The 21,593-nt window shown below is 44.7% G+C and carries 24 protein-coding genes, 2 tRNA genes and 1 pseudogene; 22 read left to right on the forward strand and 5 right to left on the reverse strand.

Annotation, left to right across the window (positions count from 1 at the left end):
- Positions 1-144: 144 nt before the first annotated feature.
- Positions 145-897 carry an SDR family NAD(P)-dependent oxidoreductase gene (locus BM613_RS09535; protein WP_109430954.1) on the forward strand — a complete coding sequence of 251 codons (753 nt, stop codon included), beginning with the start codon at positions 145-147 and terminating at the stop codon, positions 895-897.
- Between the two features lie 122 nt (positions 898-1,019).
- Positions 1,020-1,625, forward strand: a complete 606-nt coding sequence (locus BM613_RS09540) for a DUF2231 domain-containing protein (RefSeq protein ID WP_109430955.1) — start codon at positions 1,020-1,022, stop codon at positions 1,623-1,625.
- Positions 1,626-1,740: 115 nt separating this feature from the next.
- On the opposite strand, the gene lysA is transcribed toward BM613_RS09540, so the two are convergent.
- Positions 1,741-3,048, reverse strand: coding sequence for a diaminopimelate decarboxylase (gene lysA / locus BM613_RS09545; RefSeq protein WP_109430956.1), 1,308 nt, complete (start codon positions 3,046-3,048; stop codon positions 1,741-1,743).
- Positions 3,049-3,357: 309 nt separating this feature from the next.
- Here lysA and BM613_RS09550 point away from each other — a divergent pair, with 309 nt between their 5' ends.
- The 9 genes and pseudogenes from BM613_RS09550 (at position 3,358) to BM613_RS09585 (ending at position 8,238) form a co-directional block, all read left to right on the forward strand.
- On the forward strand, positions 3,358-4,797 hold the full coding sequence (locus BM613_RS09550) for an MFS transporter (protein WP_181363025.1): 1,440 nt from the start codon (positions 3,358-3,360) through the stop codon (positions 4,795-4,797).
- Positions 4,794-5,177 (forward strand): PadR family transcriptional regulator, encoded by a 384-nt coding sequence (locus tag BM613_RS09555; protein WP_245926335.1) that lies wholly within the window; start codon positions 4,794-4,796, stop codon positions 5,175-5,177. Before BM613_RS09550 ends, BM613_RS09555 begins: the two co-directional genes overlap by 4 nt.
- Positions 5,178-5,289: 112 nt before the next feature.
- Entirely contained in the window at positions 5,290-5,595 is a 306-nt protein-coding gene (locus tag BM613_RS09560; protein ID WP_109430958.1) for a rhodanese-like domain-containing protein, read from the forward strand.
- Positions 5,596-5,711: 116 nt separating this feature from the next.
- Positions 5,712-6,140, forward strand: coding sequence for a thioredoxin family protein (locus tag BM613_RS09565; RefSeq protein WP_245926336.1), 429 nt, complete (start codon positions 5,712-5,714; stop codon positions 6,138-6,140).
- Positions 6,141-6,152: 12 nt separating this feature from the next.
- Positions 6,153-6,359, forward strand: a pseudogene (locus tag BM613_RS15925) (thioredoxin family protein); the annotation flags it as partial.
- Between the two features lie 16 nt (positions 6,360-6,375).
- On the forward strand, positions 6,376-6,675 hold the full coding sequence (locus BM613_RS09570) for a rhodanese-like domain-containing protein (RefSeq protein WP_181363026.1): 300 nt from the start codon (positions 6,376-6,378) through the stop codon (positions 6,673-6,675).
- Between the two features lie 102 nt (positions 6,676-6,777).
- On the forward strand, positions 6,778-7,164 hold the full coding sequence (locus BM613_RS09575; RefSeq protein WP_109430960.1) for a rhodanese-like domain-containing protein: 387 nt from the start codon (positions 6,778-6,780) through the stop codon (positions 7,162-7,164).
- 69 nt (positions 7,165-7,233) lie between these two features.
- Positions 7,234-7,494 (forward strand): metal-sensitive transcriptional regulator, encoded by a 261-nt coding sequence (locus tag BM613_RS09580; RefSeq protein WP_109431003.1) that lies wholly within the window; start codon positions 7,234-7,236, stop codon positions 7,492-7,494.
- A gap of 177 nt (positions 7,495-7,671) precedes the next feature.
- Positions 7,672-8,238, forward strand: coding sequence for a class I SAM-dependent methyltransferase (locus BM613_RS09585; RefSeq protein ID WP_109430961.1), 567 nt, complete (start codon positions 7,672-7,674; stop codon positions 8,236-8,238).
- A 93-nt stretch (positions 8,239-8,331) separates the two neighbouring features.
- On the opposite strand, the gene BM613_RS09590 is transcribed toward BM613_RS09585, so the two are convergent.
- A complete protein-coding gene (locus BM613_RS09590; protein WP_109430962.1) occupies positions 8,332-8,898 on the reverse strand; it encodes an NAD(P)/FAD-dependent oxidoreductase in 567 nt (188 codons plus the stop codon).
- A 181-nt stretch (positions 8,899-9,079) separates the two neighbouring features.
- On the opposite strand from BM613_RS09590, the gene BM613_RS09595 reads away from it, so the two are divergent.
- Positions 9,080-9,856, forward strand: a complete 777-nt coding sequence (locus BM613_RS09595) for an HAD-IA family hydrolase (RefSeq protein WP_109430963.1) — start codon at positions 9,080-9,082, stop codon at positions 9,854-9,856.
- 95 nt (positions 9,857-9,951) lie between these two features.
- On the opposite strand, the gene BM613_RS09600 is transcribed toward BM613_RS09595, so the two are convergent.
- Complete coding sequence (locus tag BM613_RS09600) at positions 9,952-11,379, reverse strand: methyl-accepting chemotaxis protein (RefSeq protein ID WP_181363027.1); 1,428 nt, start codon at positions 11,377-11,379, stop codon at positions 9,952-9,954.
- Positions 11,380-11,665: 286 nt separating this feature from the next.
- Between BM613_RS09600 and BM613_RS09605 the strand changes: the two genes are divergently transcribed.
- Together BM613_RS09605 and BM613_RS09610 are read left to right on the forward strand one after the other, a co-directional pair.
- Positions 11,666-11,742, forward strand: a tRNA-Arg gene (locus BM613_RS09605).
- Between the two features lie 37 nt (positions 11,743-11,779).
- Positions 11,780-11,853 (forward strand) — tRNA-Gly (locus BM613_RS09610).
- Between the two features lie 233 nt (positions 11,854-12,086).
- On the opposite strand, the gene BM613_RS09615 is transcribed toward BM613_RS09610, so the two are convergent.
- The gene (locus tag BM613_RS09615; RefSeq protein ID WP_109430965.1) at positions 12,087-13,334 is read right to left on the reverse strand and encodes a WD40/YVTN/BNR-like repeat-containing protein; all 1,248 of its coding nucleotides are present in this window, start codon (positions 13,332-13,334) and stop codon (positions 12,087-12,089) included.
- 160 nt (positions 13,335-13,494) lie between these two features.
- Positions 13,495-14,394 carry a TIGR01777 family oxidoreductase gene (locus BM613_RS09620; RefSeq protein WP_181363028.1) on the reverse strand — a complete coding sequence of 300 codons (900 nt, stop codon included), beginning with the start codon at positions 14,392-14,394 and terminating at the stop codon, positions 13,495-13,497.
- A gap of 232 nt (positions 14,395-14,626) precedes the next feature.
- Between BM613_RS09620 and BM613_RS09625 the strand changes: the two genes are divergently transcribed.
- The 8 genes from BM613_RS09625 to BM613_RS09665 all read left to right on the forward strand — a co-directional run bounded on the left by BM613_RS09625 (position 14,627) and on the right by BM613_RS09665 (position 21,511).
- Positions 14,627-15,394, forward strand: a complete 768-nt coding sequence (locus tag BM613_RS09625; protein ID WP_109431004.1) for a glucose 1-dehydrogenase — start codon at positions 14,627-14,629, stop codon at positions 15,392-15,394.
- A 107-nt stretch (positions 15,395-15,501) separates the two neighbouring features.
- Entirely contained in the window at positions 15,502-15,744 is a 243-nt protein-coding gene (locus BM613_RS09630) for a hypothetical protein (protein WP_109430967.1), read from the forward strand.
- 559 nt (positions 15,745-16,303) lie between these two features.
- Positions 16,304-16,927: a superoxide dismutase gene (locus BM613_RS09640; protein ID WP_219930670.1), complete on the forward strand. Its 624-nt coding sequence runs from the start codon at positions 16,304-16,306 to the stop codon at positions 16,925-16,927.
- Between the two features lie 342 nt (positions 16,928-17,269).
- Complete coding sequence (locus tag BM613_RS09645) at positions 17,270-18,517, forward strand: GGDEF domain-containing protein (protein ID WP_109430969.1); 1,248 nt, start codon at positions 17,270-17,272, stop codon at positions 18,515-18,517.
- A 182-nt stretch (positions 18,518-18,699) separates the two neighbouring features.
- Positions 18,700-18,897: a hypothetical protein gene (locus BM613_RS09650; protein WP_109430970.1), complete on the forward strand. Its 198-nt coding sequence runs from the start codon at positions 18,700-18,702 to the stop codon at positions 18,895-18,897.
- Positions 18,898-19,176: 279 nt separating this feature from the next.
- Complete coding sequence (locus BM613_RS09655; RefSeq protein WP_109430971.1) at positions 19,177-19,536, forward strand: DsrE family protein; 360 nt, start codon at positions 19,177-19,179, stop codon at positions 19,534-19,536.
- Positions 19,537-19,560: 24 nt separating this feature from the next.
- Positions 19,561-20,283 carry a sulfurtransferase TusA family protein gene (locus BM613_RS09660; protein ID WP_109430972.1) on the forward strand — a complete coding sequence of 241 codons (723 nt, stop codon included), beginning with the start codon at positions 19,561-19,563 and terminating at the stop codon, positions 20,281-20,283.
- Between the two features lie 46 nt (positions 20,284-20,329).
- Positions 20,330-21,511, forward strand: coding sequence for a cobalamin-independent methionine synthase II family protein (locus tag BM613_RS09665; RefSeq protein ID WP_109430973.1), 1,182 nt, complete (start codon positions 20,330-20,332; stop codon positions 21,509-21,511).
- Positions 21,512-21,593: the final 82 nt, after the last annotated feature.

Genomic DNA, 21,593 nt, shown 5'->3' on the forward strand with positions numbered 1-21,593 from the left:
ACCGCCGTATGCGGACCCGCATGTACGGTGGTGTGAGAGGTCGGGGGCTAGCCGCCCCCTCCTACTCGATCTGCTATGATCAGCTCGTGACGGACGGCGATCGAACGCAGTGTATTTTTTGTACATCAAGAAGGGGGCGGATTGATGAGTAGTTTAATGGGAAAAGTCGCTTTAGTCACTGGTGGCGGACGTGGAATCGGAGCTGCGACAAGCAAATTACTTGCCGAGCGCGGAGCGCGCGTTGTGGTGAATTACGTCGGAAATCAGGCCAGTGCAGAACAAGTAGTTGCTGAGATTGTTCAAAAAGGCGGAGAAGCACTGGCTGTGCAAGCGGACGTACGCGATGTAGGGCAGGTCGAACAGATGGTTGGCGTCGCTGTTAAGAAATGGGGAACAATTGATCTTCTCGTCAACAACGCCAATATGTCGTTTGCTATGAAACCGATTGCAGATATGACATGGGATGAATTTGCACAAAAGTTAAACGATGAGATGAAGTCTGCCTTTTATTTGACGCAAAGTGTAACACGAGTGATGGTGCGTCAGCATTACGGACGCATCGTGTATATCGCAAGTGGGCTTGCACGACGTCCAGGGCCACGTATGGCGGCACATGGAACAGCAAAGGCGGCACTCGTTCAGTTTGCGCGCTTTGTTGCGCAAGAGTATGGGCCCATGGGAATTACGGCTAACGTCATTTCGCCTGGACTTGTACAAACTGACGCTACACGTTTTCAACCAGAGGAATACCTAAAACACACAGCTGAGGTGACGCCGCTTGGCCATGTGGCGACGCCAGAAGATATCGCACACGCAATTGCGATGTATGTTAGCGATGACACACAGTTTATTACAGGTGTCTATGTGCCGGTTAATGGCGGCCTGTCGATGGACTAAGAAAAAGCAGATTGTCAATTTGCCACGGAATGATGGACGATCTCCAGGTTGATTTCAGGCCTTCTATTGTATTATGGTAGCGAGGTCAAAGAATCTCCATTTGAAAGGATGGACTGGTCGAAGTGGCATTTTTACAAGGGGTGTGGAACGGAATTTTAACGGCATGGATTGCGATTGGGACGCGTCTTTTTCCCCACACGATTCATCCGATGATCGTTCACTTCCCAATCGTATTGTTATATCTAGCATTGTTTGTTGAAATTGTGCGCTACGGGACAAAAAATCGGCGCGATCGATTTTTTGATCGCGCGAGTTTTTGGATTCTTACACTCTCGCTATTTGCACTTGTTGCCACGGCATTAGCTGGCATCCTCGCAGAACAGTATGTGAAATTCACACCAGCGACTGAGCAATTGTTGTCTGCTCATCAACGGGATGCCGTTTTAACAGGTGTTTTTGCACTGGCTGCGTGGGTTGTACGAGTGTTTAGCAAGTATCCGATGCGCGAAGCAAAGGGGCGTGAACAAGCTTGGTCGCTGTTTCGTACAGGGAGAGGACGCTCCTCACTGCTTGCGACGTTTTTGCTGTTGCTAGCTGTGATCATGGTGAGTATCACCGGATCGCTCGGCGGGACAATGGTTTATCATTATGGCGTTGGTACACCTAAGTCATTGAAAATACACCAGGTGGCGAGCGGGCATTTGTCGTCTGCAGCTTCGGCAAGGTAGTTACTGTAAACTGCTAAGCGTGAGAAGGAAAACCTTCTTTTACACACAAGCGACACAAAGGCCGCAAGTCCAGCGATGGATGATTGCGGTTTTTGTGTCGCTATGTAAAGCGGAGTTATTCATCCAAAATGCAGTCTAATCGGCACATGTCCTCTACGCTTTCACGTGCTACAAGTAAACGTGCAAAGCCTTCTTTAACAAGTACAGCCGCTGGTCGAGGGATGCGATTATAATTGCTTGCCATTGAATAATTGTATGCCCCCGTGCAAGAAATTGCGAGAAGATCTCCTGCTTTTGCTTCGGGTAACTGCGCATCCCAAACAAGCATATCTCCGCTTTCACAACATTTACCTGCGATTGATACTTTTTCAGTTGGTTTTTCGTGCATGCGTGTCGCAATGGCAGCTTCATATTTTGCTCCATAGAGAGCTAATCGAGGGTTATCCGTCATGCCGCCATCGACTGCTACATACGTACGGACGCTTGGAATTTCTTTGCGACTCCCGACTTCATAGAGTGTCGTTCCAGCTTGTGCCACAATACTGCGACCTGGTTCTAGCATCAGCAGGGGAAAGGGAATCCCAAAAGATGAAAATGCATCTTGTGTCACATGGATCAATTCTGCTGTAAGTCGTTCGATGGGCGTAGGCGTATCTTCTTCTGTATAACGAACACCTAGACCTCCACCAAGGTTTAAGACACTCAGTTCCAACTGATAATTGCTTGTCAGAAATGCGTATTGTTCGGCAAGGCGATGAGCAGCCAAACGAAATCCTTCGACGTCGAAGATTTGTGACCCGATATGTGAGTGTAGGCCGACGAGATGCAATTCTTCATGTTCTTTTACGCGACGAACGGCCATCTCAATTTGTCCGCTTTTTAAGTCAAAACCAAATTTCGAATCTTGCTGTCCGGTTGAGATAAATTCGTGCGTGTGAGCCTCAACGCCTGGTGCAACGCGCAAAAGAATGTCAAGTGAGCGCCGTTGTTCGCGCAAGATCGCAGCGAGTAACTCAATTTCATAGAAGTTATCGACAATGATGAGCCCGACGCCTGCATGTACGGCATAACGCAATTCTCGCTCACTCTTATTATTTCCATTCATACAAATGTGATTTGGATTAAATCCTGCTTGCAGTGCAGTATATAATTCACCCTCAGAAACCACGTCGAGCCACATGCCTTCAGATTTTGCAATTTGGCAAATGCCAATGGTGCAAAATGCTTTGCAAGCGTATGCGATACGGTAGGGTAAATGCGCATGCTGAAATGGGCGCTGATAAGCGCGCATTTGTTCGCGAATAAACAACTCGTCATAAACGTAAAGAGGTGTACCATATGTCTTTGCAAGTTTTGAGACGGGAATTTCACCAATCGCAAGTTCCCCATTTTCTAAAATTCTACTTGTTCCATAAAGCTCCATCGAAAAGCTCCTTTCTGATCTTGCACTGCTTCTTTGATCTCGTTCTTAAGCACTTGCCTACATCGTATGCCTTTGTTGCAAATCTTGTCGCAGCTGACAAGGTTGAAGCATTTCACATCGTACGCGTATTGACGGGTACTGCACAAGGGGGATAGGCTTTGTTTAGATAGGCTCGTCAGAGAACCACTTTAGAATAGTTATACACGATTGCGTTTAAGTATACAATCTCGCAAACAACCTGCAGACTTTCTGATATATAGATGACTATATCAGTATGCTGTGTTATTCTGTATTCAGGGGGGATTTATGATGACACGACGACAGTTGTGGCTTGCTTTTTCCTTTGTAACAACTGCAACGTTTATGGTAAACGTCGACAGCAGTATCGTTAATGTCGCGCTGCCGACGTTATCGCATCAATTTCATTTGAGCGTGGCTTCCTTACAATGGGTTGTGACGATGTATTTGTTGGTGATCACTGCGATTTTGCCAATCGTTGCGAAACTTGCTGATGTATTCGGACGCAGGCGAATTTTCGTCATTGGTCTTATGATTTTTTCTTTGAGTTCATTGTTTTGCGGACTATCCCCCAATTTTCCTGATCTCGTGGCAGCTCGTGGATTGCAAGGCGTAGGGGGAGCCATTATGCAGGCAAACGTCATGTCAATTGTCACATTAATGTTCCCTGTAGAGATGCGTGGACGGGCACTTGGCACGATCGGTAGCGTGGTTGCGGCAGGAACGTTAATGGGTCCTATCTTAGGCGGGCTGCTCATCTCCTGGTTTGGGTGGCCTAGTATCTTTTATGTGAATGTTCCCATTGGAATTCTTGGTGTTGCGGGGATTTTACGCTATGTGCCAGAATTCCCGGGAAAGCCGTTACAACGCAGTTTTGATCTGCTAGGCGGTGTGCTTTTTGCCGCTTTTGTCGTGAGCTTTCTCACGCTGTTTGCAGATCTGTCTCATGCTGCCGTATCCTATAAAGATGGAGCATTGACGATTGTAACAGCGCTCTTGCTGTATGCATTCATCCGCGTAGAATCGCGCCATCCAGAACCGCTTGTCGAATTGTCGGTGTTTAAACGCCCACTCTTTTCAGCAGCAATGGGGGCCGGTCTGTTATACTGGATCTTGATGTTGTTTCCGGCTTTTTTGATGCCGCTATATTTACAAGAAGTCTTGCATTTACCAGTCTGGGAGATTGGACTTTTGATGACGCCACAGAGTATCGCCATGTTGGTGATTTCGCCAATCGGCGGTTATTTAAGCGATCGCTATGGGACAGTTGGTCCTGCTGCTTTGGGAATAGGATTGTTTGTGGCGGCTGATATTTGGTTTGCCTCACTAGGGACGCACGCATCACTCTTGTCTGCCATTGGTGCACTGACTTTGCAAGGCATAGCGGCTGGTATGTTTAGCTCACCGAACAACGCAGAAATCTTCAACCGAGCTGACAAGGAAATGACAGGTATTGTCGGCGGATTAATCGCGTCTGAACGCAATTTCGGTCGGTCGCTTGGTGTCACTTTCGCTGCGCTTGCACTTTCACTTGGAATGCAGCTTTTTAGCGGGACGCGCGTCAAGAGTGCGGAGATGGGAGTGCTGCCAAGCCATGTGTTTGTGACAGGTTTCGATTTTGCGTTTTGGATCGCAGTTTGCGTCGCACTTTTGGCGATGATGTTTGTCTTTTATCCGCGCTTGCGTAGGGATAAAGGACTACGAGAAGTGGCCATGATAAAAGGAGAGTGAGTTTTACGGGCAGCCTATCCGCAGATTCAAGACAAAAACGTCAAACAGGCAAGCATTTGCCCGCATTTTTGCTACTATTAATCGCGAAACGACCTGCACATGGCGGCGCACTGATGACAGAACTCGGCGAGTTGTTGCCGGATTGGACCATAGACAGCGGCGGGGTTTATCGCGTGTTGCGCGACATGGAAGAACATGGGTTGCTGCACTCTGCTTGGGATACGCCAGACGGTGGTCCACCACGTCGCATCTATATGCTAACTTCAGAAGGGCGGCAAGAATTAGAGCGCTGGCGCGAAGATATCTTGGCGCGCAAACGCGGGCTTGATCTGTTTGTGAATATGTATGATGAATGGATCCGGCAAAATCCTGAGTCCTGACTTGATTATATACCCTGCAGGGTATATAATCAAACTGTAAACCGAATGGTGTGTGATAAGCATTCGGTCACAACGTGGGATATTAGAGGAGATTTCAGGAGGGATTTTGATTATGGCAGTACCACAATGGATGTCAATTGACGTAAAAGAGCGTATGAAAGCCAATAAAAACTTGCAAATTATTGATGTGCGCGAGCCGTACGAGTATAATTCAGGTCACATTCCTGGAGCGAAGTCGATTCCTTTGGGTCAATTGCAACATCGTCATCATGAAATTGACAAAAACGAGGAAGCGGTCATCGTATGCTTGAGCGGCGGTCGCAGTTCATCGGCTTGCAATTTCTTGCACAGTATGGGTTATAAAAACATCTACAATCTCATGGGCGGTATGTCTGGTTGGGATGGAGATGTGGAGTAAGCTTGTAGGAGTATTTGCCTCCTTGGCGAAATAAATAGGTCCACGCGCGACGAAGCCTAGTTTTGCCTGCGCGTGGCATTTTCGCCTAGGCGAAGGAGTAAAATGGGGGGTTGCGCGTGCTGATCGGAAAAAAGGACCAAGAGGCAATTAAATCGCACTTTGCTGCGTTGACTGGCAAAGTGCGCATGGTGTTTTTTGAGGCAGCTTTAGATTGCCCGTATTGCCCACAGACGAAACAACTCGTCACTGAACTTGCGGAGTTATCACCACTGCTTGAAGTCGAAGTATATAATTATCATACAGATGAAATTGCCGTGAAAAAATACGGAATCAATAAAATTCCAGCCATTGTTTTGCTTGATGGCGAAGAGAAGGACTATGGAATTCGATTCTACGGAATTCCCTCAGGATATGAATTCTCAACGTTGATTGAAGACATCATGATGGTTTCTACAGGAAAAACCTCCTTGACAGCAAAAACAATCGAGACATTGAAAAATCTCAAACAAAAGGTCCATCTACAAGTTTTTGTGACCCCTACCTGACCTTATTGCCCAGCCGCGGTGCGGCTTGCCCATATGGCAGCATTTGTGAGTGATCAGGTGGTAGGCGACATGGTAGAAGCCTCTGAGTTCCCAGAACTCTCGGATCGATTTGATGTCTATGGGGTTCCTAAGACGATCATCAACGAAACAGGCAGCATGGAAGGCGCTGTGCCTGAGAACATGTTTATGGAGAAAATACTGCAGACGATTGGACAATGAAAGGAGTCGCTATGTGATGGCGGGATGCATGACGATTACCCTTCCTGAATTTAAGAGCAAACTCTTTGCGCGCGATCGGATGAAAGTCGTTGACGTGCGTGAGATTTCCGAATATCGTGAGGGTCATGTCGAAGGATCGGTATTGATCCCACTCGGTGAACTTCCTCATCGCTTACATGAAATCAGTCCGCATGAAGAAGTGATTCTCGTGTGCCGTTCCGGCAATCGCAGTTCGCAGGCGTGCGATATCTTGCGTCAGCGCGGCTATACGAATGTTCGCTCTCTGACGGGTGGGCTTTCCGCTTGGGGCGCATAATTGAGCGATCTCAAATGTTGTTTTGGATATAGAAAAAGTGGCCTTGTCTTGTTTTTAGGGCGAGGCCCTTGGCTTATATGAACATATGAATGGGGATGGAATATGAATACAACAACGCTTATTCTTCTGATCATCGCGGTCTTTCTCGTTGTCTATACGTTTACAAAGCGTAAGGCAGGTGTCGGTGTTCGCTCGATTTCAACGAGTCAGTTAGAAGAAGCACTAAAAAGTAAAGAAGGCAAAACGTTCCTTGATGTGCGAGAACCGGGTGAGTATAAGAGTGGTCATGTCCCTGGGATGAAAAATATTCCACTCAGTCAACTCTCGCGCCGGTTAAACGAAATTCCCAAGGGGAGCGAAATTTATCTCATGTGTCGCAGTGGTCACCGCAGTGTGCAAGCGGCGCGCATTCTAAAGGGAGCGGGATATGAAAATATTATCAATGTTGCTGGAGGCATTACTGCTTGGCGGGGTCCAGTAAAAAAATAATGTTGTACCACGGTGCGGAGAGGTGGGACGAAACGAATGGCAGATGAGATGCAACGTTTTAATGAACAGATGGAGTATCCTGCAGAAGTCAAAAATCGTTTGCGTCGCATTGAGGGACAGGTACGCGGTGTACTTGGTATGATGGAGAATGAACGCGGTTGTCAAGATGTGATCACGCAACTTACAGCCGTTCGTTCTGCGGTAGATCGGGTGCTGATGTATATTGTTGGGGCGAATATGGAACGGTGTATTCGCAGGGAAGTTGATGAAGGGACACCTGCAGATGACGTGATTCGTCAGGCGATTGAGGCGCTCATGCGCAGTCGATAACAGTGAGAAAATAAGTCGTAGACTGATCGTCTCCCAATTACCATGGGGGATTTTTTTCGCTATTTTACCTCTTTATACGTGAACAGCGTATAATGAAAGAGCGAGATAGAACATCAAGTAAGATGCTCGAGATTTGTTTGTATCATTTTGAACAGAGGATTGTATAGGAGGGGTCACATGGGTCACAGATTTAATCCTGCCCATTTAGATCGGTTACTTTCGGCAGATCGGCAAAAGATGTTACCGCCAGAGAGAATTCTTGATCGCATTGGACATACAGAGCAGACTACACTTGCGGATGTAGGGGTTGGGCCGGGATATTTTGCTTTACCTGCCGCAAAACGCACAAGTAAAACAGTGTATGGTATCGATATTCAACCGGAAATGCTGATTGCACTAAAAGAACGGGCAGGTGATGCTGGACTGACGAATGTCAAGGCCGTGTTAGGACATGCACACGAAGTACCCCTAGAGACTGCCGCAGTTGATTGTTCGCTATGCGCATTTGTCTTACACGAGGTAGAAAATTTACCTGCTGCGTTAACTGAACTGAAGCGAATTACAAAAAAAGGAGGGAGAATTGGAATTATTGAGTGGGAGAAGAAGCCTACTGCATATGGTCCGCCTGTATCAGAGAGATTGGGGAAAGCACATTTGCGCGAGCAAATGGAGGAAATTGGTCTTTTACATATCGAAGAATGGACTCCCAATGAAGATCAATATATGTTAATTGCAACGGTCTAGTGACCGCATACCGTTTTTCTGTCGAACAGAGAAAAAGGCTTACAAACCAATGGGTTTTCCCAGGTTTGTAAGCCTTGATGACAAGCGCTGCGATTAGTCATGCCACATAAATGGTTTTTGCAAAAAGTCGCTCGCGATTTGCACACCTACAAAAGCTCCCTGTCCTGCTGCAATCACAGATTGACTGGGTACATTGGCTAACAGACCTGCGACATAGATCCCTTCGTAGGGAGTCTTTCCGTCGAAAGACGTTTCATTCACATAGCGAATTTTTTTGCTTGGGACATGTTCGTTGACTGAGAGTGTGAAATCGTGTTTTGTTAGAAGTTCATAGCCTAAGTTGACGGCAAGCACAAGATAAGGCGCAGTATAGGACTGCCCGTCTTCTGTTTGTACAGTGTAGGGTCTATCCTTGGTTGTAAACCCTGTCACCGTAGCAGTTACGATTTCTCCGCCTAATTGCGTTACTTGTTGGCGTGCCTCTGAAAGCCACTGGTCTCCTGAGATTGGCTGCGCTACCCCAGGGTAATTAAATACTGCTTTCACTTGACTTATCTGTGATTTTTGCTGATCTAGGACTAGCGTTTTCATACCTGCTTTCCTTGTGTATAGGGCACAGCTCAGCCCAGCAACGCCTCCGCCAATAATCAGAACATCCATCGCTTAACACCCCTACTTATAACAAGTTGCACATATACCCCTTATGGTATAGAAGGGAGAATAGGTTGTCAAATCTTTTTGCTATTTTGTAACTTGGATAATCGCCGCAACAAGTGATAAGATCTGCTTATTTAGAGGCAACCTCGACGAAGCAGGCATTCATAGCAAAAGCCATCTCTGTGTGGTTTTAAGTAAGTTTGAAGGGATGGAAGCAAAGATGATTAAGGCTGTCTTGTTCGATCAAGACGGAGTGATGATTGACACGGAACGCGATGGGCATAGAATTGCTTTTGAAAAAGCATTTCAGGAGTTTGGATACGATATCTCCTGGGATGTACAATTGTATCACGAACTGCTTCAAACGGGGGGTGGCAAGGAACGAATTCGGCACTATTTTGAGCATTACTATAGTGGGGATATTCCATCTGATTTGACGAAATTCACAAAAGAGTTACACGAACGAAAAACGGAGATCTTTTTACAAATGGTATCCTCGATGCCGCTTCGCCCGGGGATTCGACGCTTTATGGAAGAACTTAATAGCGCACATATCCCTATCGGCATATGTACCACTTCACACGTAAAAGTGGCAAATACCATCGCTAAACAAGTGCTTGCTGGGATAAAATTTGAACTTGTTTTGGCTGGAGATATGGTGGCTGAGAAAAAACCGCACCCCGAGATTTATCAGAGGGCACTCAAACATCTCAATATTAAACCTACAGAATGCCTTGTCATTGAAGACTCAAATATTGGGGTGAGAGCTGCAAAAGCAGCAGGTTGTTACGTGTTAGCTACGTATAATGATTTTACGCGGCATGAAGATTTGAGCCAAGCTGATTTCATCGTAAGTTGCTTAGGAGATAAAGACGGCGAACAAGCACAGTTTGTCAAGCATTCAATAGATCTTTCTACGCCCGGAGTGATCACATTTGCTGATCTTGTAAACGTGTTTTGACGTTTTCGGTGGACTGTGTAAGGGCCATGGCAGGTATATTCTGTCGCTATAAAATAGGAATCGCGGGGGTGTATGAAGTCCCCGCGAGTATTCAGTCAATGGCTAAGTGTATCAAGTGACAGATCAGCACCAAGGCATCCAATAACGACGCCCTCCTGATTTTTGATCGGGACTGAAATTGTTAGACAGGGGCGCCTTGAAATCGCAGAAATATAGATTTCAGACAAATACTTTTGACCATTCATTGCGGCAATCCACCAGGGTCTTTCACTCGCGTTGAGGAGACCAGCAGGTGGATCGGAAAAGATGAATCGACCATCCGAAAAATTAGACCAGATTGCTTCAAAGATGGGCATTCGGGCTTTTAGGTCTTGCAGCCGCTTTTCATGTGTATGTGCGTTTAATTCTATCATTTCTGGTTGCCTTGCTTCTTGAGATAAGAGATCCTGGACCTGTTCAATTACTTTTTTATTTACTCTCGCCTGCAAAGGGTCATCAACACCGAAGGTTGTAGAAAATTCAGCGAAGGCAGTATGGATGAGTTGTGAAGTTTTGCGCAAATGGTCGGTTGAGCGAGTTAAGAGATCAATTTGTTTGCGTTGCTCCTGCATTTTATCGAGCAACAGGTTCATCTGACCGAGCGTGTCTTGCATTAGATGTGTGACATGGGTTACGCGAGTCTCTACTTTTTCGGTTGCGATCGACTGGGCTTGACTCGCACGGGTTGCTGTTTCCACCTGTATTCTCAATTCATTGAAATGAGTGGCCATATGGCTGACTTCGTTTACCATTTGTGCGATGTTTGTTTTGCCTTTTTTTGCAGTGGATTGGCCGAGTTCAGCAGCTTGAACAATGGAAGTCATTCCATTTCCTATATTTATCAGAATTTCATTCGAATGTTCGACTGCAGTACGGCTCTTTTCGGCTAACGTGCGAATTTCCGCGGCTACTACAGCAAACCCTTTGCCCTCGGTACCTGCTCGCGCAGCTTCAATCGATGCATTTAAAGCGAGTAGATTCTTTTGTTTCACAACACTTTGGATGATTTCGTGAATTTCCTGCACACGACTTGCCTCTTGCGCGAACTGATGTGTTTTATCCTGGATTGCGTTTGCTACTTCATCAATTTCTTGCATCATTGCTTCAGTCTTTGCAAGTAAAGCGATGATTCCCTGAGTGATGACCTGTGTTGCATTTGTTTTGTTGTGCAATTCATTCATAGCTTGTGCAATTGAATGGGCTGCGAATGCGATCTCTGAAGCGGCATCCGTCGTTTCCGCGAGTGATTGAATTGCCGCTTGACCGTCCTGATTTACGTTTTTTTCAATCGAAATAGACTGATCGGCGATCGACTGCAGGACATTCGCGCTACTTTCAACTTCCCTTACAACGGCTGAAAGTCTATCAGTTGTTGCTTGGGATTCGTATACGAGCATTTTTAAATTTTCTTTTGAATCATCAGTCAGGGGAGAAGCGGTTGCACGGGGTGTAGCTGATATCATTGGCAGTTTCTTAGTCCACATCTTCATTCTCCCTTATTCAGTTCATATGTACACGATACATGTAGGATTTATACAGAGTAAGCGGAGAATAAATCCCCTTATGTGTAAGTGTACCTGACAATTCTGATGAATTTCAAGAGAAAAATCATTGATAAAGAGCATATGATGCGTTTGATTTCAAATTTGTGTGATCTTACATTACATTAAGAGGAACACCTCTTTCTCGCAAATTCATTTTAAAAAAAGTGGGCGTGATGGCTTGACTTAGATTCCGCAGGATGATATTCTACTCGTGTCCCCAAAACGAGTGCCCGTAGCTCAGCTGGATAGAGCGTTTGACTACGAATCAAAAGGTCGGGAGTTCGAATCTCTCCGGGCACGCCATATCTACTTGTGATGATTCAAATGCATGATTTCTCATGCGGGTGTAGTTCAATGGTAGAACTTCAGCCTTCCAAGCTGATAGCGTGGGTTCGATTCCCATCACCCGCTCCAAAGTAAAGACTCTGAATCCCTTGTGCTACAAGGGATTTTTTGTTTAGTAAATATCTTACAGGGTTAACTAATCAGCGTGCTTAGGAACGAGTTGAGGACGAACCGATTTTTTCGAGCCTGTCGGCCATCTCACGATTGACCCGCACTGATTCGTGCAAATCTAAATCGGCTGTGGTGGACTGGACCTCTGTCCAGAACTACGAGTTTACTGACTCAACGAAAATGATACTGCTCTATCCTCGGTTTATCATTTTAGAAGTCCAAAATCGTCCCCCATCGTTAGTTTGATAAAGAACTCCTTTTATCGCAACCCACCCTATATTGGAATTGATAAAGTTTAATGGAGCATTGTGAAAATGAATATTTGCGTGCAAAGTTGACCAGGATTTCCCACTATTTGTCGTTCGATAGAGCACATTAGACTGTGATCCTTCAATAAAAAGAGTTTGTGAATTCACTTGATCGTAAGGAACAGCCTGTAATGAGGTTGCAATATCTAATACGCGTGGTGAACCAAACGTCCAATGTTCTCCATCATCATCGCTCTGTCCAATGGATACTTGATTAGAAGAACCTACCATTTCAATAAACATTGTACCTTGTCTTCTGTTTCTACCCCAAAAGACTGGAACTCCAGAATTCACATAGTAATGAATGGCTGATGTAGGAGAATTGTTTCCAGATATCGCATCGATCCATTTATTTCCGAAATCACGGGTAACCAACAATGGGATTTTAGTTGAGGGCCATTGTCCTGTATTGGTCATTGCCAAGAAACCCTCTTTATTATTTATGAAGGAAATTCCGTTTACAAAACACGACATTGGCAATTTGAAGGACGGATACATTGTGGAAGATATCATTTCCCATTTACTAGGATTTATGATGCTAGATGTATAAAGGGCCTTATAAGATCCAGAAAGAAGGGGTGCGGATACGAGTACAAACAGGTGGGTCTTTGTTACAGAAAGGTATAGATTTTGAAAGCCATTCTTTTTGGGTAATTGCAACGTTGAGTCTGAAAAAGAAATTGCATTTTTTCTGTTAATGGTAAAGTGCGTAATCTCCATTGTTGAATTTTGAATCGTTCCAAGCCATGCAGTGTTTTTCTCAACTAGGAAAGAATAGCCGTGAGTTGGCCGTGTTCCACGATCAAGTGGTGTATATTCTCCTGCGCTATTTCCGATCTCTGACAGAGGCATGAGAGATGAGGGGACGTTTTTTTCTATCCAATTGGAACCGCCATTATGAGTGTAGAGGATGTCCCATTGATCGGGTGTTTGATCAGCGAGTGCCCAACCCATATGAGAATTCAGCATTTGAATGGACACAATTTTCAAAGGAAGCTGGTAAAAAGTTACCTTATGAGAGACGTGTTGTTTCATTGTACTTATAACATTGTTTGCATTTTCAGCACCGCATCCTGTAAGAAACGTCGCTATACCTAGTAGGCTTGCGAAAAAAACAAACATCTTTTTCACGGAATACCCTCCTCTTAACCATGCAGTGTAGACGAAATCTCACGGGATTTGGTTTCCAAACGCGTACATTTCTTACCTCGGGGCCATCTCTTAGTCATTCTCATGACTTTGGGACAGCCCCTTTTGAGTGATCGGGACGTCGAACAAGACCACCGATTCATCAAAATGTACGTTTCAAAAGATCACACACTGCTGATTGAACGGTTGGATATAGAAAACTAAATCCGTTTTTTATCGCCTTATCCGGTATAACTCTTTGACCTTCCAGCACTAAGTTGGCCCGTTCACCTAATAACGCATGCAGTAAAAACGGAGGAATTTTGACCCAACTCGGTCTTTGAAGACAAGTAGCAATCTCTCTTGCAAGATCATTCATATGTACCGGATATGGCGCAGTTACATTTATAATCCCTTGAATAGTTGGGTGATCTATTGCCCAACTGAACATACGCAAAGTATCTTTTATGTGTATCCACGAAACCCATTGATCTCCTGTTCCTAATGGGCCTCCCAAATAGTATCGGTATGGGTGAACAAGCGTCGGAAACACACCCCCGTCATTTCCAAAAACAACGCCCAATCGTGCTCGAATTACCCGAAGTCCAAGTTGCTCAATCTGGGATGATTTCTCCTCCCACTTACTTACCACTTCATGCAAAAATCCAACATTTTTTGGAGAGCTCGACTCTTCAAAAGTATCATTCAAGCTAGTTCCATAAAACCCAATTGCGGATGCTTGCAATAGGACTCCCTCATGTTGCGATCGAGCAACAAGATATTGAGTTAAAAAATCTACCATTTCTAAACGGCTCTCTAAAATCTTGCGTTTATACGCTACTGACCAACGTTTAGATATAGACGCACCAGCCAAATTGATGTAAATATGACATGTAGGAAGTTTGTTTGGATATGAAATAAAATCATGCAGGGAAATCATTTCTATGTTAGGAAGCTCCGCCTGATGCTCCGAAGGCTTGCGGCTAACTACAAAAACGCGGTGTTTTGACGCTAATTCTTGTACTAATGCTTTGCCGAGAAACCCGGTACCTCCAAAAACCAAGACGTTACTCATACCAATCCCCCTTCTCATACGTAAACTAGTTGGCTAATTTATGCTGCGTTAGCGGAAACCCGTGACGGTGTGCGGCTTGGGCATCATTTCCACTTCATGTACTTCTTGAAGTATCCCTTCTCTAGGATTGTTATTTGACCTAGTCATTATTGTAGCGCATAATTACACGCGCGGTGGATCATGTGTGTTGTTTCATGAAGAGGCAAAGGGGAGGTTTTTCTTGAGTTTCGACGGGAAGGTTGTTATCGTGACAGGTGGCGCTCAAGGGATCGGAATGGCTGTAAGTACAGCTTTTGTAAATGCTGGGGCTTCTGTTGTCATCGTCGATATTGATGAAGAGGCGGGTCGAGAGCATCTCGCACGTCTTCAACGTCTTGGTAGTGGTGCATCATTTATTCATGCGGATGTTTCTCGTGAATCAGATGTACAGAATGTTGCCCAACAAGTGATACGTACGTACGGGGCTATCCATGTACTCGTGAACAATGCCGGAGTTTTTGATAGAAAATCGATATTCGAGCGGGATGTTTCAGAGTGGGACAGAGTGATTTCGATCAATCTGCGTGGTCCTTATATGATGGCAAAATACTGTGGACAAGCAATCATGAAAGCTGGCAATGGGGTTATCATTAATATTGCTTCTACGCGTGCGTTAATGTCTGAGGCAGATACAGAGCCCTATGCAGCGTCAAAAGGGGGACTGCTTGCACTCACTCACTCATTAGCAATCAGCCTTGGGCCGCAAGTACGAGTAAATGCAATTAGCCCCGGGTGGATTGAAGTATCTGATTGGAAGAAAAGGGTTGATAAACAAATTCCTGTTCATTCTACGCGAGATCGTTTACAGCATCCAGCTGGACGGGTAGGGAAGCCAGAAGATATTGCGCAAGCGTGCCTTTTTCTAGCTGATGAGAAAGCAAGTTTCATAACTGGAGTAAATTTAGTTATCGATGGCGGGATGACAGTAAAGATGATTTATGAAGAGTAAAAATTAAAATAACTTTATCAGGAAACGTTGTGAGCATTTCGTGAAGTCAGATGTTCACTGAAAGCTTTATGGTATACTCAAGCTGGATAAAATGAGGAGGAGCAAAATTGGATCGCCATATTTTTTCGTTTGGACGTCAGATGCTTTTATTTATTCGTTGGACCATTGTGGCGCTCATTTTGTTTACTCTGATTATGGGCATCATAGGTTTTGCGACGAAGTGGGGAGAGTTCCTTTTCCATCCTGAATTATTTTCAACAAATTATCGTGGAATGACGGAAGATATTTTTTCATTATTACTCGTCTATGAAATCCTCGATCTTATTCGCAGCTATCGCCGAATCGCTTGATGGATGTCGTTTTAACAGTTCTTGCACGGAAGATTCTGCTTTCAAGCAACGATTCAAATTTAGCAATTGAGGTAGGGGCATTTTGTTTTATTCTGATTGTTCGACTTTTATGGACAAGATATGGTGGACTACATGAAGAAACCAGTCCGCATTTAGGGCGCACTCAACAATCTTCTAAAGAATCGTCTCTAAGTCCCTCTGATTCAGGGAGTGATGAGCGTAGCGTTTCTTGACCCACAAGATAAGAACTAGATAGATGAATTTACACAAGGCAGGCATCGATGGTATGATCCCGAAAAGCTATTGAGCACCCTCTTGCAGGAGGAAGTCGTCATTTTCAACAAGGCGAAAAATCCCATGAAATGAGTCGTGAGTTCCACGGTGACAGCCTGTGAAGAGGGTAAACGCAACGTATAGGTTGCGTGAATAGGTAAAATTTTATCTATATATAATTTTTAACATCTAATAAGTGAGAGGCAACCTAGGCATCTGTCAACACGAACCGTAGGCGATCGCATAAAATACTGCAAGTGTGTCTGATTTTCTAGGGGGAATTTGTGTGTATAAGGAGATTAAGCTACAACCTTTGCCTGAGCGTCTACTGAAGTTAGATGGGATTTCGGCGCGTACGATGAAGGAACACTATAAACTCTATGAAGGGTATGTCAATAAAGCTAACGAAACACGCGCGAAACTCGATCAGATTGATCTTGTAAAAGGCAATGCGACGTATAGTGAAATTCGTGCGCTCAAGCGCGGAGAAAGTTACGCTTTGGATGGCGCTAAATTGCATGAACTGTATTTTGCAGAGTTAGGGGGGAAAGGGAAAGCTGAAGGGGATGTCATAAAAAGGATTCATAGTCAATATGGATCCTACGATCGTTTTCTTGCAGAGTTTCGTGGGTCTGGGTTATCGGGTCGCGGATGGGCAGTACTTGCATTTGATCCAGAGCAGGATGAACTTTTTATCTATATCACAGATGATCAACACAACGGACATGTGATCCAATCAATTCCTATTCTGCCGATGGACGTGTTTGAGCACGCTTATTATATCGACTATGGGACGTCACGTGGAGAATATATCGATGCTTTCTTCCGGAATCTGGACTGGACGGTTGTCAATCAGCGGTTTCTTCAGGCGAAAAAGTCAGTTCGTCCGCGCTTTCGCTTATTCGGTTGATCGATCTTACACGCGTCTGCAAGATGATTCGCCGTAAGGCATTCGCATTATTGCACAGGTTGTCCTACTTGTAAAGCAAAATTGGTGTAAAATAATATCGAGCAATTTAGGTATCGAATGGCTGTGGATGTGCCTTTTTCCTTTCATTGTTAGCGCTAGTTCGGCTTGGTCACCTCCTCCGCATGAAGAAGCTAACGCCTTGGATCGAGTTACTCATCTAAGGCGAGTTGGCGTTTGACAACACGAAGATCATACGAAGGTGTAGCGCGATTGTGAACTATTTTAGGGCAGGAAAAGCGCGTTCTGTGCGGAGCAGTATGGAGAGGTGAGAGTGAGAATCCTATGCAAAACAGGCTCTTAGCGATGGTTGAAGATGTGCCCGAAGACATGGTCTTGCTCCATGTAGATGCACGTGGAACGCAAAGTTGGTCTTCACCCCCCAATGAAAAGCGCAGTCAGATCATCGGAGATCTCGTCAATCAGGCGACTTTGCAGCATACATGGGTGATCAGAGAGTGGCGAGAACAACAGAAAACCTATCATGGACTCGCTTTCCCCCTTTTTTCAGCGCGCGGTGAATATCAAGGGGTGATTTCACTTGCTTTCCCCAAGAATTATCGCAAGGAATTACAGCGTTTACGACATGATCACGAGGTTTTCCATTGGATTTTAGAGATTTCACGCTATGTGTTATTTGAATCACGTTCCGAGGATTTATGGAGTCAATTTCGTGATTTATTCTTACAATTTTTTCAAGTTCAAGGTGGCGGATTTCTGAAGATTACTGATCTTCATCTGCAAGAATTTGAATGGTTTGGTAGTTTTCAAATTCCTTCAGAAATGAAGGAAAAAATGAAACAAGCTGCGTTAGTTCCCATTGATAGCACACAGAATCTAAAATCTCTTACATTTGATTACAACGGGACAGTTTACCATGTACTTCGTCATGATTGGATACGTGGGAGGAATCATAGGGATGTACTTTATCTTTTCCATGATCCAATTGATGAAGAAGAATCAGCCGCTTTTTTGTCACTGATGAATTTTTATCATCTTGCAGTTGAAGTTGTGGAGCAAAGAGAGATTTTACAGCGAAAAACAAACGAAGATCCACTCACAGGGGTATGGAATCGCAGAGCGCTTGAGGCACATATGGAGATGTATTATGCTTTGTCGCATCCCTCACCTGCTGCATTTGTTTTGTTTGATTTAGATCATTTTAAAGAATTAAATGATACCCGCGGACATCAAGCGGGAGATATCGCATTACAAGAAGTGGCCCGGCATTTTCGAAAACGCATCACAAAAAAAGACTGGATTGCGCGAATTGGTGGTGATGAGTGGGTTTTGGTTTTGCACGAGGTGGATGAAAATTTCCATTTCTCCGCAAAAGTAAGGGAATGGATGGAAAATAGTCCATTTGGTAGTTATGGACTTGGACTTACGGGTGGATATGTAGAAATTCCTAGAGAGGCGGGTTCTTATCAAGATGCTTATCGGCTAGCTGATCACCGGTTATACGAAGGTAAGCGTGGTGGCCGAAATCGCATTGTAGGTCCAGATTTTACAGTGCTGCTCGCGCTGGATTGAGAATGTGGTGAAAGAAGTCCAGAAGGACTATAAAATAAGTTCTTTTTAACCTCATGAAAAGGTTGCGGTTGATCCATAATGGAACTACGCAGTTTACAATCATCGAATTCCCTTTACTACGCAGTTCATGTGCTGATTTGCGTAAAAGGGATACAAGGCGATCATTGAGGAGATGGGTTAAAATGGAGACCTTAAATTTAGTTCCTTCAACATTGGTAAATGATGTTCGAAATTCACTCTTAGCTATTCGCTTGTTACTCTTTACGACCACTTGTGATGCGGGAGAAAATAGTTCCTTGCATTTGGCACAAGCGGAATTGCTACGTCTCGAAGCGCTGTTTCAAGATTTATCTTATCTTGATTCGAACAGAGGCAAATAGGGCGCATGGTCTCCTTTGCCATTTGCCCTAGATGCTTGCTAGTGGGCCTTCCCCGATAGCCATCATAACTTGTTGCGAAGCCAATCGGCCCGTTCGTGATTCTTACGATCAAGCGACTATTTTATAAAAAATAGGTGGCTACTCATGTTATAAATGAATAATTACAAAAAAGAATATATACCTATAAAAATAAGTTTGTATTTGACGAGTTTGAACGTATACTAGAGTGTAGATTTGCTGGAAACTATACAGATTTTTGAATTCAAGGAGGATCAGTAAATGGCGAAATTAGTCGTAAGTATTACAACGGCCAAAAATGATACTGACAAGGCGACGCTAGGTTTTGTAGTGGCGAATGCGGCTGTGGCTTCTGGACAGGAAACAGTGGTATTTCTCAGTACAGAAGGAGTATATCTCGCCCAAAAAGGATACGCAGATGACATTCATGAAGAAGGGTTTGCACCCATACTCGATTTGATTCATAGCTTTCGTGAGGCAGGTGGAACGATCTGGGTATGTAGTCCGTGTGTAAAAAAACGTGGCTTAGGGGAAGAACAGCTCATTTCTGGTGCAACGATTGTTGGGGGAGCTGCACTTGTGGAGTTTTTGGCGTCAGGAGCAGCTTGTATCAGTTATTAAAGGGTCTCAAAAAGGAGGATGTCCATGGGAGAGCAATGGACTTCTGATGGAGTGTGTGATGGAGGAGATCTTGACTGCGGATCAGGGCTCTTGCTTATTATCAAAAAAGCGATGGAGCCGATTCCAAGTGGTGGTGTCTTAGAAGTACATAGTCGAGAACCCTCAGTGGTAGTTGATTTACCTGCATGGTGTCGGATGGTTGGACACGATTTTTTAGGAGTACAGACGAGAACAGCAGATCGTGCGTTTTTTATTCGGAAAAAAGCAGAAATTGCAGAACTTCAATCAGAACTTGAGGCAGCGCGGGGTTATAAATGGTCGGTTCGAATTCGCGGGAAAGAAGGACTGCTCGCTCAAGCGTACGCACGCAATCACAGTTTCTTGGTGGGACAGCCAACAGATTTTGGAGCGACGGTAGATGCTCCTTCTGGGGTTGATTTTCTCTTGGCAGCGCTAGGTTCGGATCTTGTTGTCGGATTAAAAGCCACCGCTTCTCGCTCGCAGGTGTTGCTTGATGAAATCGAATGCACGCTGCGGGCATCTTTAGGCAATGTACTCTATGCGATAGGACTCGAAGAACAGGGGAGTCCAGCGATTGAAGAAATTACAGGGGTTCTCTATGTCGCCTCAAGTGCAGAGGAGCAGGAGGTACGTAATCTCTTTGTACAAACTGTAGCTCGATCTCCTATGTATCAAACTTTGCAACGCACCTGTCGCCTCAATGTGCGTTTAGAAATTACATTTTAAAAATGTTTTGTCTTAATTAGGGAACAAAAAGGGAAGGAGTAAAGAAATGGAACGCAATTTACCGCTATTTCCGGTAACTGTCGTGGGAAGTTGGCCTCGTTCGCGTGAAGTGTTACGAGCTTTGCGAGATAAGCGGTCTGCACGCATGAATGATCAAGAATTTGAGCGTATCACAGCTCGTGCGATCATAGATAGTGTGCGTTTACAAGAAGCGGCAGGTGTTGATCTCGTAACTGACGGTGAACAACGACGTGATAACTTTATTTCATTTGTCGCGGATAAATTGGATCATGTGAAAATGTTGACAGTTGCTGAATTGCTTGATTATGTGGAAGATAAAGCGGGATTTGAAGAGATTTTAGGGACGCTTGATGTTCCGGCTTACTCACTTTCTAATCCTGCTGCAGTGGGGCGTATTCGTCGGGTAAAGCCGCTTGCATTGAACGAGTATCTTTTTTTAAAGCAACATACAGATCGTGCGATTAAAGTGGCGTTACCAGGGCCATACCTACTTACGCGTTCCATGTGGGTAGAGGGGTTATCCCAGGGAACTTATCCGACAAAAGAAGAACTGGCCCAAGACGTAGTGAAAATTTTACGCGAGGAATTGCAAGAATTAATAGAGGCAGGAGTAGATTTTGTCCAATTTGATGAACCCGTGTTAACGGAACTTGTCTTCACGCAGAAAAATGCGAATCGCACATTTATGTGCGGAGCACTCACTGCAAAGGCAGATGCAGATGAAGAACTGCGTTTCGCAACGGACTTGATTAACGATGTAATGGCTGGGATGCGTGGACAGGGCACACGGCTTGGCGTTCATGTTTGTCGTGGCAATTGGAGTACACATGAAGATGTCTTGTTGCGTGGGCCATATGAACCGCTGATGCCGTATTTATCAGAATTACAAGTTGATCAATTGGTATTAGAATATGCGACGCCGCGTGCTGGTGAATTGGATGCACTACAAGCATTGAAGCAGACAGAAGTGGGTCTCGGTGTTGTCAATCCGCGCTTATCGGAGGTAGAGGCTGCCTCAGAGATTGTAGAGAAAGTAGAATCAGCACTTACGTACTTGCCGGCAGAGCGTATATTTTTGAATCCAGACTGTGGATTTGGCACATTTGCGCAACGTCCGATGAATACGCCAGAAACGGCTGTCAAGAAGTTGCAAGCTTGCTCAGAGGCTGCACAAATATTGCGCACAAAGTATGCAGACAAGTTGTAATCTGTTGTGGCAAAGTTGTGATGTGTGATCAAAAGAGGATAAAAACCTTCGTCTGTGTGTATGGAGAGACGAAGGTTTTTTT

The sequence above is a fragment of the Sulfoacidibacillus thermotolerans genome (assembly GCF_003144315.1).
Taxonomy (GTDB): domain Bacteria; phylum Bacillota; class Bacilli; order Alicyclobacillales; family SLC66; genus Sulfoacidibacillus; species Sulfoacidibacillus thermotolerans.